Below are 12,388 nucleotides of genomic sequence, written 5' to 3' on the forward strand. Positions count from 1 at the left end.
CTATCACCGGACGCGCCCTTTTCGGACCCGCTCTTTCCGGACCCGCTCTTTCGGACCCGCTCTTTTCGGACGGGACAGGCGGAAAGCCGCGCGATACCCTTGGGGACCGCCTTCACAGCGCCCCCGAGCAAGGACCGATTCCATGAGACGACGGGTCACCCTCGCCGCCGCCCTCCTGATCGCCTTCGTCCCCGTCGCCCCCGCCCAGGCCGCCCCCGATCCGGCGAGCGCGCTCAAGCGGCAGCTCCGGCACGAGCACGGCGTCCGCGTCACCGAGACCACCCGCTACTCCTTCGGCACGAAGGCCAAGCCTGCCGGGACCCGGATCACCGGCCGCGTCCAGCTCTCCCCGTCGGGCCCGGTGGCCGCCGACCTGTCCTGGCGCGACCTCGGCGAGTCCAGGTCCCACCGGGTGATCCGCGTCCGCAAGGACGTGTACGTCAGCCGCAGCCACGTGTCCGGCCCCGTCCCGTCCGGCAAGAACTGGATCATCTACCCCGACCACCACCGGGGCCGCTTCGGCCGCGACCTGGCCGGGGACGCCAGTCTCCAGCCCATCGACGTGTACGACCCGGCCCTGGTGAAGGCCCTGCTGAAGTGCTCGACGAGCAAGGCCGTCCCCGGCGGGCGCCTCTACCGGGGCACGATGAGTTACGCGGAGCTGCGCCGGAACACCAAGGGCACGCTGGTCAACTGGTCGTCCGGCAAGGCCATCACCGCCCGGAGCAAGGGCAAGGTCTCCTGGCAGCTCTGGACGGGCCGCGACGGGCTGCTCAAGCGCCTGGTCACCAACGACACCGCCGGGACGGGCAAGAACCCCCTGGTCAAGCGGAGCGACACACGCTACACCGGCTGGGGGTTCCGCCTCGCCGTCACCGCCCCGCCCGCCGACGAGGTCATCACCGAGGCCGCCCTGCTGAAGTACACCCGCGACGAGAACACCCCCATCCCCGAGGACTCGGGCAACACCTGATCCGGTCGCCTCAGGGAGGGTGATGTCCGTGCGCGAGCCGGCGGCGGGAGCGTTACGCGCCGCCGCGGTCCTGGCCGCGTCCGGGCCGGTGATCCTCACGACGTTCGGGATCGGCAGACCGGGCACCGGCTGGTTCTGCGCCACGACCGTCCTGACCGCGCCGGACGGCCCGACCAGCCTGACCGTCCCGACCGGCCTGACCGTCCCGACCGCCCCGGACGGCCCTTACGCGCTCGGCGGCGCGCACCTGCCGGGCGAACTGCTGTTCTGGGGCGTCCTCCTGCTGCCGGTCGCCGTCGCCTGGCTGCTTCTGCGCGGGTCGCGCCGCGCCACGCTCGCCGCCGTAGCCGCAGTCGGGGTGGAGCTGGCGTACGGTCTCGGCACCGCGTTCCTCCTGCCGGGTCCCGACCCGTGCACCGGGCTCGCACGCGCCGCCGAACCGCCCTGGCTCCTGATCGGCTGCTACCCGGTCGCCGCCGCCGCGCTGCTCACGGCCTCCCGTTCAGCCCGGCCCCGGAGGCCGTACCGGATCGTCCTGTGGCTGCTGGCCGTGGGGGCGGCGGCGTGGGGGCCGGCGTTCCACCGCCTGACGCCGGTGGTGCACGAGGAGCGCCTGCTCCACACCGTGTACGTGTGGACGCGGGGGACGTACTGGGATGATCTCACCCAGTGGTCCGTGGATGCCGGGGTGATCGGGCTGCCGGTCGTCCTCGTCGCGCTAGCGGCCACCGCGTACTCCCACTGGCGGCTGCTGGTGCCGGCGGCCGGGTTCGTCCGCAAGGGGCGCGACCGGGTTCTGAGGCGGCCGTCGGTGCAGGCCACCGGCCTGGGGCGGCTCGGCGTGGGGGTCGTGCTCGCCGTCGCCGTCGTCTGGGCGGCCGTCTCGTCCTTCACGCCGTCGCGGTGAACGGCCGCCGAGTCGGGCGTACGCTGAACCCGCAGGTGACGGACGGGAGGCTGACGTGGCCGAGACGACGGTGGCCGAGGTGATGGCCGAACTGGCCGAGCTCGAGGACCCCAGGATCCGCGAGGTGAACGAGAAGCACGGCGACGACCACGGGGTGAACCTCGGCAAGCTGCGCGCCCTCGCCAAGCGGCTGAAGACGCAGCAGGACCTCGCGCGCCGGCTCTGGGAGACGGGCGACACCGCCGCCAGGCTGCTGGCGATGCTGATCTGCCGCCCGAAGGCGTACGAGCGGGACGAACTCGACGCCATGATGCGCGAGGCGCGCACGCCCAAGGTGCACGACTGGCTCGTCAGTTATGTGGTGAAGAAGAGCCCGCACGCCGAGGAGCTGCGGGTGGCCTGGTTCGCCGACCCCGACCCGGTGGTCGCGAGCGCCGGCTGGGCGCTGACCTCCGAACGGGTGGCGAAGAAGCCTGAGGGGATCGACCTCGCCGGGCTGCTCGACCTCGTCGAGAAAGAGATGAAGGACGCCCCGGAACGGCTTCAGTGGGCGATGAACACCTGCCTCGCCCAGATCGGGATCGAACACCCCGAACACCGCGCCCGCGCCCTGGCCATCGGGGAGCGGCTGGAGGTGCTCAAGGACTACCCGACCTCGCCGGGGTGCACGTCGCCGTACGCGCCGATCTGGATCGGCGAGATGGTGCGCCGGCAGCAGGCGGCCTCGTAGCCGTTTCCCGGGCCACAGGGTCACGGGGCCTGTCGTGGGCCCCGTGACCGTGCGTACGATTCTCGCCCGGACCCGCATGGATCAGGCGGCGTCGAGAGCCGCGGTGATCTTGCGGGCCATGTCCGCCAGGGCGGGGCTGGGCGTGCCCTTGTGGATCTGCGCCGCCGCGTCCACGGCGACGAGGACGGTGCCGCGGAAGTTGGCCGCCTCGGCCGGGTCCTGCTGGTTGAGCAGGCGCATCGACTCCGTCAGCGCGGGCAGCACCTGGTCGGCCAGCGTGGCCACCGTCCTGCCGTACTTCACGCCCTTGGGCGCCTTGGCCAGCACGTGCCCGACCAGCCCGGTCGCCGAGGTCAGCGCGATGGACCCCTCAGTGGCGACCCGGTGCGCCGAACCGGTGGCGCCGGCGGCGGACATCAGCGAGACGGCGCCCCAGGCGGCGACGCGGAGGGTGAGCTTGTCCTGGTCGGTGAGGGAGATGGCGATGGTCATGAGACGCTCCTTCTGAGCTGTACGGTGCCTGTCGGCCGGGTGGCGCGGTTCGCAGTGACGAACCGCTTATGTCCCCAACTTTCGCCCACCGCCCTGACACCAGATCGTCGCCGCCCTGACACGGCCCCTGATACCGGGACGAGATGACACGATGGGCGCCATGCGAAAGATCATCACCGCTGGGCTCGTGGCCCTGCTCGTCCCCGCGGCCGCCCCGCACCCCGCCCACGCCGCAGCCGCCGACACGTACCCCGACTACGCCGCCCTCGCCGCCAAGGAGGTCGAAGGCCGCGACTACCTGCGCCTGCGCCGCCTCCCCCGGGGCGCCAAGGTGGCGCACATCGCCATCCACGGCGGCGCGATCGAGTCGCCCACCACCCAGCTCGCCGACCACGCGGCAGGCACCAAGCACGCCTTCTACTCGTTCGTCGGCATCAAGCCCGACGGCAACAGCAAACTCCACATCACCTCGACCCGCTTCGACGAACCTCGCGCGCTCAAGCTCGTCGCCGCCGTCGACCGCACCGTCTCCTGGCACGCCGCCGCGGCCACCCACGCGACCACCTACGTCGGCGGCCGCGACGCCCGCCTGGTCGCCAAGGTCACCGCCGCCCTCAGGAAGGCCGGCTTCCCCGTGGCGGCCACGGTCCCCGACCGGATCAACGGCACCAGCCCCCGCAACATCGTCAACAAGAACAAGCGCCGCATGGGCGTACAACTGGAGATCAGCAAGGGCCAGCGCACGCGCTTCTTCAAGGGCGGCAAACTGTCCAGGGCCTGGGTGGAGAACCCGGCCAACCGCACCAGCGCCTTCTACCGCTACATCAACGCCGTCAACAGCGCCCTGAACCCCTGACCAGCGCCTTTGGGGAGCGCGGGTTCCCTCCCCGTCAGCCGTCCCACCGGGCCGCGGACACGAACCCGCCTCGGACCTTCCCGCCGTCGGCCAGAGCAGCCCAGCCGTCCGCCGCACCGTGCGAGTCGACTCCCAGCACGACGGCCTCCAGCCAAGCTGTACGCTCTTCCGCCTCCCCGGGACCGGCGATGCCCTCGACGAGTCCATGTCAGCAAGATCCCGGGATTGCCCAAACAAACCGAAAGGCCCGTCCCAGACTTCCCTGGTAGCACGGGCCTTCGTTTCGGGGTGCGGAGCCGGCGTCAGCAGATGAGGGCGACTCCCACGGTGAAGGGGATGCTGTGGTACGGCGTGTGCTCTGAGCGCTGTCCGGTGGACACGCAGGTGCCGACCTCGTGCCAGGAACCGACGCCGGCGTTGGGGTTGGGGTGCTTGACATGGATGAGGACGGCGTACCGGGCGTAGCCGGTGCAGATCGCCCAGGCGGTCTTGGGACTATCCACGCCGGTTGTGCAGTTGGGGTCGGCGTTCGCCGGAGAGGCCATGCCGAAGAGGGCGGAGGCGGTGAGGAGAGCTGTGGCGGACAGGGCCGCCGCGTGCTTTCTGAGGTGCATTTGCTGACCTCCAGCAGGGTTGGCTGGTGCGCGGATGGTCCCCGAAGGTGGTGCACTCTTAGGAAAGCTTCTTATTAGAAAGTAGCCGGACGCAGCGCACAGTCAAGGGCGAGCGCCTTTCTGCGTCGGTGTGCGCGGGTCACGTACCTCCGCGCGGAGGTCAGCTGATCCGCGGGCTTCCAGGAACCGTCTCCGGCGCACCGTCAGGGCCGGCGAAGAAGGGCGGTAGATCCCGTTGCTGTACGGCCATGCGAAAGGCCCTCCGGGATCATCCCGAAGGGCCTTTGGCCTGCTGTGCGGCCGGAGGTACTCGAAACCCCAACCTTCTGATCCGTAGTCAGATGCTCTATCCATTGAGCTACGGCCGCTCGCTGCGTAAGCAAGCATAGCGGGTCCGGAGCGATGCCTCGAACCAGTTACGCCGATCGCGCGTCTTCGGTCTCCACCTTCTTGGGCCACAGCGTGTGGCTCACCGGCCAGATCAGGGCGATCGCCGGCACCCTGACGAGTTGCAGGGCGAACATCCGAAGCTCCTCCGTACGCGCCGGGTCGCCCACGAGCCAGGTCATGAGCAGGACGACGGCCCAGGTGATCCCGTACGCCAGCAGGATGAGCAGCCAGTAGCGCCATTCGTGGAGGGTGCGGGCCCGGCCGCCGGGTGGGGGTTTCGGGGGCGGGGGACCGCCGGCGAAGCGGTGGTGGAACTTGGCGTCGGCCCAGCGCAGGGTGCGGTGGCCGAAGACGACGGAGTACGCGAGGTAGGCGGCCGCGAGGCCGTGCTTGAAGTCGGCCACGGCGCCGCCGCGCATGTCGATCACGGCGGCGGTGAGGAGGACGACGTCCAGGAGGGGGACGCTGACCAGCAGGGCCGTGCTGAGGCGGCGGCGCTTCCAGAGATAGCGGCAGGCGAGGCCGAGTCCGAGGAGGACCCAGAAGCCGATCTCGCACGCGATCAGGATGGCGACAATCACGCTGTCCAGTCTTGCGGGCGCTTTGGGCGGTTTCCTCCGCCAGGAAAAGGAACCTGTGGATACATCGAAGGGTGTATCCACAGGCGGCCCCGCGAAGGAGGGAACCGGTGGTCCGGGGTGGTGGGATAGGAGGCATGAAACGCGTGCCGCTGCTGGCGGGGCTGGCCTTCGCGGTGGGTCTGCTCCTGATCGCGGCTGGAGCCTACATCCCCCGCGACCCGCCCGCGTGGCAGCCGTCCCGGTGGATGATGGCGGTGCCGCTGGCGATGGTGTGCCTCGCCACGCTGGGGCGCACGCGGGCGCCGATGGCCTCGCTGGGGCTGGGCACGACCGGGATCCTGCTCGACACCGTGGTGGGGCCGTCGCTGGGCACGGTGCTGGTCTACACCGACAATCTGTACGCGGCCGCGCTCTACGGGCCGGCCAGGGCGTCGCGGTGGCTGTTGATCGGCACGACGATGATCGCGGTGGTGTCCGGGGCGGTGGGCGGGTTCCTGGCGAGCGACTGGCGGGTGCTGGCGCTGATCAGCGTGCAGCTGGGGCTGGTGCTGGTGTCGCCGGTGACGACGGCCCAGGTGCTGCGGCAGCAGCGCGACCGGGCGGTGGCCGAGCGGACGCGGGCCGAGCAGGTGGCGCGGCTGGCCGAGCTCGACCGGCAGGCGGCGATCACGGCCGAGCGCACGCGGATGGCGCGCGAGCTGCACGACATGATCGCCAACCATTTCAGCGCCATCGCCATCCAGTCCACGGCCGTGCTGTCCCGCAAGGACCTGGATCAGGGCACCGTGCGAAAGATCATGGAGTCCGTACGTGAGAACAGCGTGAAGGGGTTGTCCGAGATGCGGTCCATGATCGGGTTGCTGCGGCAGGCGGGTGAGGAGGCCGAGGCGGTGCGGCCACGGCTGGCCGACGCGGAGGGCCTGGTCGAACGGGCCCGCGGGTCGGGGATGGAGACGTCGTTGCGCGTCGAGGGCGAGCCCCGGGAATTGCCCCCGCCGGTCGATCTGGCCGCGTTCCGCATTCTTCAGGAGGCATTGACCAATGCGCTCAAACACGGCGAGCAGCCGGCGAGCGTGCACATCCGCTACGAGGCGCGGCAGGTCTCGGTGACCGTGGACAACGCAGTCAACGGGCGTGACGCGCGGCTGCCGGGCGCGGGCGCCGGGCTGGTGGGCATGCGGGAGCGGGCCGCGCTGGTCGGCGGCACGTTCGAGGCCGGGCCGCAGGGCGACGGGTGGCGGGTCACGGCACGGTTGCCGACCTCTGGACAGGATGACGGGAGCGCGGGATGAGCATCAGGGTTCTGGTGGCCGACGACCATGCGGCGGTCCGGGCCGGGATCGTGCTGATCCTCGACGGCACCGACGACATCGAGGTCGCGGGCGAGGCGGCCGACGGGGTGGAGGCCGTGGCGCTGGCCAGGGAGAAGCGGCCGGACGTGGTGCTGATGGACGTGCGGATGCCGCGGATGGACGGCATCTCGGCCACCAGGGAGCTGGTCGGGGTGGCCGATGTGCTGATCTTGACGACGTTCGACGTGGACGAGTACGTGTTCGGGGCGTTGCGGGCGGGGGCGGCCGGGTTCCTGTTGAAGAACACCGACGCCGATTCGCTGGTCGAGGCCGTGCGGCTGGTGGCCAGGGGTGACGGGCTGATCTCGCCGGCAGTCACGAGGCGGCTGATCACGGCGTTCGGCGAGCAGGCGCCGCCGGTGCGCAAGGAGGCGGTCGATCCGGCCGGGCTGACGCCGCGCGAGCGGGAGGTGCTGGCCTGCATCGGGCGCGGGCTGTCCAACGCGGAGATCGCCCGGGAGCTCGACATGGCGGAGGCCACGACCAAGACCCACGTCAGCAGGGTGCTGAACAAGCTGGGGCTGAAGAGCCGGGTTCAGGCGGCCATCTATTACTCGGAGGGGCTATAGGGCGGTCTGAGGAGGTTCATCCTGGGCAGGGCTGGGGGGTGGGGCCGGGCGCGTGGCAGCAATATCGGCCGGTATGTATAGCCAAGTGAAAGTGTCGCCCCCTAACCTTTGCCGGACCAGGGGGGAGAGCCGATGACCACACCACCGCCGCCGCCGCAGGGCCCGGACGACCCGGCGTGGCGCCAGCCACCCCAGGGACCGCCACAGGGGCCACAACAAGGGCCGCAGCAAGGGCCTCCGCACGGGCCGCCACAGCAAGGGCCACAACACGGGCAACAGCAGTGGCCGCCGTACGGGCAACAGCACGGGCCGTGGCCGCCTCCGCCTCCGCCGCAGCCGCAGGGCAGCTCGGCGGGGATCGTGGTCGGGCTCGCGCTCGCCGGGGTGGCGATCTACAGCGTCATCAACGTCATGGTCGTGTTCGGGGTCCTCATGGTCGCCGGCTCGGCCATGGGCGGCGACCAGGCGGGGGTCGTGATCGGGGCGGCGGCCGCGTTCCTCGCCCTGGTGGGGCTCGGCGTGGGCGTCGGCCTGCTGCTGGTGCGCAAGCCGTGGTCGATCGGCACCGGGCTCGGGCTGATGATCGGCTGGGCGCTGTGGTCGATCGTCACGGCGGGGCTGTGCACGGGTCTCAACCCGAGCCTCTACGGCGGCTGACGTGCCGCTGCACGAGATCTTCGTCGGTCTCGGCGTGCTGGTGGCCTCGGTGGTGTTCGTCCGCGAGGCCCGCAGCCGGGGCGCGCTGAACGAGCAGTCGCTGGTGGCGGTCACCGGGGCGCTGGTCGGCGGCGCCATCGGCATGCGCCTGGCGGGCTGGCTGGAGACGCTGGACCTGCAGAGCCTCTGGCTGTACGGGTCGCGCAGCGTCCTGGGCGGATTGACCGGCGCGTACGTGGGCGTGCTCGTCGCCAAGCGGGTGATCGGCTATCGGGAGCGCACCGGTGACCTGTTCGCGCCGGCGGTGGCGCTGGGCATGGCGGTCGGGCGGATCGGCTGCCATCTGACCGAGGCCCCGGGGCGGCCGACCTCGCTGCCGTGGGGCATCCACGCGCCGGCGACGACCCCGGACTGCCCCGGATGCCTGGCGGGCCAGGCGATGCACCCGTCGTTCGTCTACGAGATCGTCTTCCAGCTCGCCGCGTTCGCCGCCCTGGTGTGGGCGCGCAAGCGGCTGACCAGGCCGGGCGAGCTGTTCACGCTCTACCTGGCGGGCTACGCGGTGTTCCGTTTCCTGGTGGAGTTCACCCGGGTGAACGACATCCTGTGGTCCGGCCTGACCGGTCCGCAGTGCTTCCTCCTGCCGGGTCTGCTGTTGCTGGGGCTCCGGGTCGGCTACGGCTGGCGGCGCGGCTACTACGATGCCCTCTTCGACCGGAAGGTGCACCAGTGAGCACAGGCATGGAGCTGCGGGGCGACCGCATCCTCCGCTACGTCAACGCGTTCTGCCCGCACTGTCAGGAGCCCGATCTCACCCGGGTGGAGCGGCTGAGCGGCTACCTGGCGGAGCGGGACGGCCGGGTGTGGCTCGAACGCGGGTGCCGCGAGCATGGGCTGGTCAGGACGCTGTACGACGAGGACCCGGAGATTCTTGCCTATCTGGAGGAATGGACCGCTCCCACCAAGCAGCACATCCCGGACGTGTCGGGCAACTTCGCCCCCGTGCCGGGCGCGTACCTGCAAGGGCTTCCCGAGATGCAGACGCAGCACACCTGCATCCTGCTGGAGGACATCGCCGAGGCGTGCAACCTGCGCTGCCCCACCTGCTTCGCCGGCAGCTCCCCCGACCTGTCCGGCATCGTGCCCGTCGCCGAGGTGCTGGCCAACGTGGACCAGCGGCTGGCCAGGGAGAACGGCAGGCTGGACGTCCTCATGCTGAGCGGCGGCGAGCCCACGCTGCACCCCGAGCTGAAGACGCTCCTGGCCGAGCTGACCGCCCGGCCCGTCACCCGCATCCTGATCAACACCAACGGCGTCCTGATCGCCCGCGACGACTCGCTGCTGGACCTGCTCACCGAGCACCGCGAGCGGGTCGAGGTCTACCTCCAGTACGACGGCTCGTCGGCCGAGTCCTCCCGGCATCACCGAGGCGGCGACCTGCGCAGACTGAAGGCCGACGCCGTACGGAGGCTGTCGGAGCGGGAGATCTTCACCACGCTGGTGATGACCGCCGCCCTGGGCGTCAACGACGGCGAGATCGGCGACGTGATCAAGCTGGCCCTCGACACCCCGTACGTGGGCGGCGTGTCGTTGCAGCCGCAGTTCGGCTCGGGCCGGTCGGGGGCCATCGACCCGATGGACCGCCTGACCCACACCGGCGTGCTCAAGCGGCTCGGCCCGCAGACCGGCGGCCTGGTGACCTGGCGCGACCTGACCGCGCTGCCGTGCTCGCACTCGCACTGCTGCTCGGTCGGCTACCTGATCCGCGACGACTCCCGGCAGTGGCGCTCGCTGGTGGCGCTGATCGGCCACGACCGGCTCAAGGAGAACCTGGGCCTGGTCGCCAACCGCATCGCCGACTCCGAGATCCCGCGCGAGCTGCGGCTGGCCGTCCAGGAGTCGCTGCTCGGCCTGCTGTCGGAGCAGTCGTCGCTGTCGCACCCCCGGATCGGCGACCTGTGGCGCAACATCTGCGAGAACTGCGACCTCGGCGTCTCCACCCTGCTGGCGCTGGCCTCGTCCGCGCTGCCGGGCAGGCGGGCGAAGCTGCGCCGGATGCTGGGCGAGCGGGTGGTGCGGGTGACGGTCAAGCCGTTCATGGACCTGTCGACCATGATCGAGGAGCGGCTGACGCAGTGCTGCGTGCACGTGGGCACGCGGTCCGACCGTGACCAGTGCGCGCCGTTCTGCGCCGTGCAGGCGTGGCCGCAGCTCTCGGCCCAGCGGCTGTCGGCGGTGGCCGCCGAGCCGAGGGTACGGCTCCCGCTGGAGGTGATCACGTGAAGGCCGAGCCGTACGATCCGCTGAGGTTGTGCGTCTATGCCACGGTCGCGCTGCTGGCGTGGCTGTTCGGGCCGTGGGCGTTGCTGGCGTTCGCCGGGCTGGGGTTCGCGGGCTACTGGAAGGCGCGGCGGGCCGGGCTGACCCGGAGCAAGTGCCTGCTCCGGGACACCCGGCTGGTGCTGGCCTACCTGGGGCTGCTGGCGGCGCTCGCGGTGGCGGCGATCATCTTCTGGTGACGGCCGCCAGGTTCATCACGGTGACCTCGGGGCCCTTGCCCCAGTACATGATCGTGGTGGGCGAGGACGACGTTCCGCTGCCGTAGCTGGCGGACCCGTCGGGCGACACCCGGTTCACGCCGGCGATCTTGCCGGTGGTCGGGTCGTAGACCGCGACGGGCGCGACGTACTCCTTGGCCGGATCGGCGTCACCTCTGACCGGCATGACCGAGGCGAACCGGTCGCCCAGGACCTCCCCGTGGAAGCCGAGCGACGGGAGCAGCGTGGCGTCGGAGCCGTCGAGGCCCTGCACCAGGAGCCCGCCGCCCTTGGCGTCGCCGTAGCACCACTCGGCGGCGCAGGTCAGCTTCGTGACGGAGCCGGAGGCCGGGAGCGGAATCTTCTCGCCGGTCACCAGGTCGACCCTGCGATCCTGGTTCTTCTGCCCGCGCTCGCCCGGCGCGTAGCCGACGGCGTACGGCCAGGAGTCCAGGTGGAGGCCGTCGGAACCGGCGACCTTCTCGGGCTCGCCGCCGGACAGCGGAAGCCGGTGTACACCCCCGTCGCGTACGGACCAGACCAGGGCGTCCTCGGTGAGGCCGATCCGCTCCACGTTCGCCAGGTCGCCGGTGACCTCGCCGACGCGCTGGGCGGTGCCGCCCTCGCGGGGGATGATCCAGAAGTCGGCCCACTTGTCCCTGTCGTTGGGCGTGGTGCCGTACCAGGCGAAGTACCGCTCTCCCACCTCGACGTCCTGGACGAAGTAGCCCTTGACGCCTTCGGGGGCGGGCATGTCGCCCACCACCCTGGTCGTGCGGGCAGTGCTGTCGTAGATCTCCAGGCGGCCGGCCTTCTCGAAGGAGGACTCGGCGGTCAGCAGCACCTCGGTGGGGGAAATTCCGGTCACCGGGCGATATTTCCAACCATCGGGGGCCGCCGCCGGCATCGTGAACACCGCCTCCGGCCACACCTCGGCCACCGGCTTCACCTCCGCCACCCTGGGGACGGCACTGGCCACCTCCCCGGGCGACACCGTGGTCACCGCGACCGCCGGCTCCACCGAGACCCGAGGCTCCCCCCGCCACACCGCCATCGTCCCCCCGGCCACCAGCACCACCGAGGCGGCCGCCAGGGCCATGCCCGCCCACTGCCGGCGTCGCCGCGACCGCCGCCGGGCCGCGACGGCCGCCGCCAGCCCGCCGGTCGGCGTGACGTGCCCGGCCCCGGCACGCAGGGTCCGGACCAGGTCCTCTTCGCTTCTCATCGTGCCTCCTGCAGCATTCGCTTGATCCGGAGCTTGTCCAGGGCACGCGCCGCCTGGCTGCGCACGGTGCCGCGCGAGACGCCGAGGATCGCGGCGATCTCCGCGTCGGGCAGGTCCTCGTAGTAGCGCAGCACGAGGACCACTCGCATCCTGGGCGGCAGCCGTTGCAGGTCCGCCCACAGGTCCGCATCCTCGTAACGGTCGAAGCGCCCCTTCTCCGGCACGACGGACACCAGTTCCTCCCGGTGCCTGCGCCGCCACGAGGTGATGTGCAGCCTGACCATGGTCGTGCGCACGTACCCCTCGGGGTCGTCCTTCTTGCGCACCCGTGACCAGGCGTCACCCAGCCTGGCCAGGGCCTCCTGGACGAGGTCCGCCGCGTCGTCCGCGTTGCCGGACAGCACGTAGCCGTACCGGAGGAGCGCGTCGCCCCGGCTCCGGACGAACTCGTCGAACTCGGTTGTGTGGTCCACGTATCCAGGGATCCTCCAGCACGCCGTACCGT

General features: G+C 71.2%; 15 protein-coding genes and 1 tRNA gene. 10 read left to right on the plus strand and 6 right to left on the minus strand.

The genetic code is table 11. The features are described from left to right. The first annotated feature begins 142 nt into the window (after positions 1-142). From AB0J53_RS03310 to AB0J53_RS03320, 3 genes are read left to right on the plus strand one after another with little or no spacing between them, the layout of a single operon-like run. Complete coding sequence (locus AB0J53_RS03310) at positions 143-973, plus strand: hypothetical protein (protein ID WP_364168237.1); 831 nt, start codon at positions 143-145, stop codon at positions 971-973. Positions 974-995: 22 nt separating this feature from the next. After that, entirely contained in the window at positions 996-1,880 is an 885-nt protein-coding gene (locus tag AB0J53_RS03315) for a hypothetical protein (protein ID WP_364168239.1), read from the plus strand. Positions 1,881-1,935: 55 nt separating this feature from the next. Beyond that, positions 1,936-2,610, plus strand: coding sequence for a DNA alkylation repair protein (locus AB0J53_RS03320; RefSeq protein WP_357591780.1), 675 nt, complete (start codon positions 1,936-1,938; stop codon positions 2,608-2,610). Between the two features lie 81 nt (positions 2,611-2,691). Here the strand turns inward: AB0J53_RS03320 and AB0J53_RS03325 are convergent, their stop codons facing one another. Continuing rightward, entirely contained in the window at positions 2,692-3,102 is a 411-nt protein-coding gene (locus tag AB0J53_RS03325) for a hypothetical protein (RefSeq protein WP_364168241.1), read from the minus strand. Between the two features lie 160 nt (positions 3,103-3,262). Between AB0J53_RS03325 and AB0J53_RS03330 the strand changes: the two genes are divergently transcribed. After that, complete coding sequence (locus tag AB0J53_RS03330; protein WP_364168243.1) at positions 3,263-3,958, plus strand: poly-gamma-glutamate hydrolase family protein; 696 nt, start codon at positions 3,263-3,265, stop codon at positions 3,956-3,958. A gap of 302 nt (positions 3,959-4,260) precedes the next feature. Here AB0J53_RS03330 and AB0J53_RS03335 read toward each other — a convergent pair whose 3' ends face one another. From AB0J53_RS03335 to AB0J53_RS03345, 3 genes are all read right to left on the minus strand, one after another. Beyond that, a complete protein-coding gene (locus tag AB0J53_RS03335) occupies positions 4,261-4,572 on the minus strand; it encodes a hypothetical protein (RefSeq protein WP_364168245.1) in 312 nt (103 codons plus the stop codon). 295 nt (positions 4,573-4,867) lie between these two features. Next, positions 4,868-4,940 (minus strand) — tRNA-Arg (locus AB0J53_RS03340). A 48-nt stretch (positions 4,941-4,988) separates the two neighbouring features. Further along, positions 4,989-5,543, minus strand: a complete 555-nt coding sequence (locus AB0J53_RS03345) for a hypothetical protein (RefSeq protein WP_364168247.1) — start codon at positions 5,541-5,543, stop codon at positions 4,989-4,991. A 134-nt stretch (positions 5,544-5,677) separates the two neighbouring features. Between AB0J53_RS03345 and AB0J53_RS03350 the strand changes: the two genes are divergently transcribed. From AB0J53_RS03350 to AB0J53_RS03375, 6 genes are all read left to right on the plus strand, one after another. Then, on the plus strand, positions 5,678-6,835 hold the full coding sequence (locus AB0J53_RS03350; RefSeq protein WP_246643591.1) for a histidine kinase: 1,158 nt from the start codon (positions 5,678-5,680) through the stop codon (positions 6,833-6,835). Beyond that, positions 6,832-7,464 (plus strand): response regulator transcription factor, encoded by a 633-nt coding sequence (locus AB0J53_RS03355; RefSeq protein WP_364168250.1) that lies wholly within the window; start codon positions 6,832-6,834, stop codon positions 7,462-7,464. Before AB0J53_RS03350 ends, AB0J53_RS03355 begins: the two co-directional genes overlap by 4 nt. 360 nt (positions 7,465-7,824) lie before the next feature. Continuing rightward, positions 7,825-8,121: a hypothetical protein gene (locus AB0J53_RS03360; RefSeq protein WP_219498786.1), complete on the plus strand. Its 297-nt coding sequence runs from the start codon at positions 7,825-7,827 to the stop codon at positions 8,119-8,121. Position 8,122: 1 nt separating this feature from the next. Further along, entirely contained in the window at positions 8,123-8,854 is a 732-nt protein-coding gene (locus tag AB0J53_RS03365) for a prolipoprotein diacylglyceryl transferase family protein (RefSeq protein ID WP_364168252.1), read from the plus strand. Further along, positions 8,851-10,404, plus strand: coding sequence for a radical SAM protein (locus tag AB0J53_RS03370; protein WP_364168253.1), 1,554 nt, complete (start codon positions 8,851-8,853; stop codon positions 10,402-10,404). Before AB0J53_RS03365 ends, AB0J53_RS03370 begins: the two co-directional genes overlap by 4 nt. Further along, positions 10,401-10,640 (plus strand): hypothetical protein, encoded by a 240-nt coding sequence (locus AB0J53_RS03375; protein ID WP_219498780.1) that lies wholly within the window; start codon positions 10,401-10,403, stop codon positions 10,638-10,640. Before AB0J53_RS03370 ends, AB0J53_RS03375 begins: the two co-directional genes overlap by 4 nt. Here AB0J53_RS03375 and AB0J53_RS03380 read toward each other — a convergent pair. Both AB0J53_RS03380 and AB0J53_RS03385 read right to left on the minus strand, forming a co-directional pair. Then, positions 10,627-11,883, minus strand: coding sequence for a hypothetical protein (locus tag AB0J53_RS03380; RefSeq protein ID WP_364168255.1), 1,257 nt, complete (start codon positions 11,881-11,883; stop codon positions 10,627-10,629). The genes AB0J53_RS03375 and AB0J53_RS03380 overlap by 14 nt on opposite strands. Then, positions 11,880-12,356 (minus strand): SigE family RNA polymerase sigma factor, encoded by a 477-nt coding sequence (locus AB0J53_RS03385; RefSeq protein WP_219498776.1) that lies wholly within the window; start codon positions 12,354-12,356, stop codon positions 11,880-11,882. The genes AB0J53_RS03380 and AB0J53_RS03385 overlap by 4 nt, the downstream gene beginning before the upstream one ends. Positions 12,357-12,388 lie beyond the last annotated feature (32 nt).

Source organism: Nonomuraea sp. NPDC049725, assembly GCF_040674795.1.
GTDB classification, from domain to species: Bacteria; Actinomycetota; Actinomycetes; order Streptosporangiales; family Streptosporangiaceae; genus Nonomuraea; species Nonomuraea ceibae.

Bases quoted from the DNA above. Each gene is read 5' to 3' on its own strand.
- AB0J53_RS03310 (WP_364168237.1), top strand. From the start codon at position 143: ATGAGACGACGGGTCACCCTCGCCGCCGCCCTCCTGATCGCCTTCGTC.
- AB0J53_RS03330 (WP_364168243.1), top strand. From the start codon at position 3,263: ATGCGAAAGATCATCACCGCTGGGCTCGTGGCCCTGCTCGTCCCCGCG.
- AB0J53_RS03355 (WP_364168250.1), top strand. From the start codon at position 6,832: ATGAGCATCAGGGTTCTGGTGGCCGACGACCATGCGGCGGTCCGGGCC.
- AB0J53_RS03315 (WP_364168239.1), top strand. From the start codon at position 996: ATGTCCGTGCGCGAGCCGGCGGCGGGAGCGTTACGCGCCGCCGCGGTC.
- AB0J53_RS03380 (WP_364168255.1), bottom strand. From the start codon at position 11,883: ATGAGAAGCGAAGAGGACCTGGTCCGGACCCTGCGTGCCGGGGCCGGG.
- AB0J53_RS03325 (WP_364168241.1), bottom strand. From the start codon at position 3,102: ATGACCATCGCCATCTCCCTCACCGACCAGGACAAGCTCACCCTCCGC.
- AB0J53_RS03350 (WP_246643591.1), top strand. From the start codon at position 5,678: ATGAAACGCGTGCCGCTGCTGGCGGGGCTGGCCTTCGCGGTGGGTCTG.
- AB0J53_RS03335 (WP_364168245.1), bottom strand. From the start codon at position 4,572: ATGCACCTCAGAAAGCACGCGGCGGCCCTGTCCGCCACAGCTCTCCTC.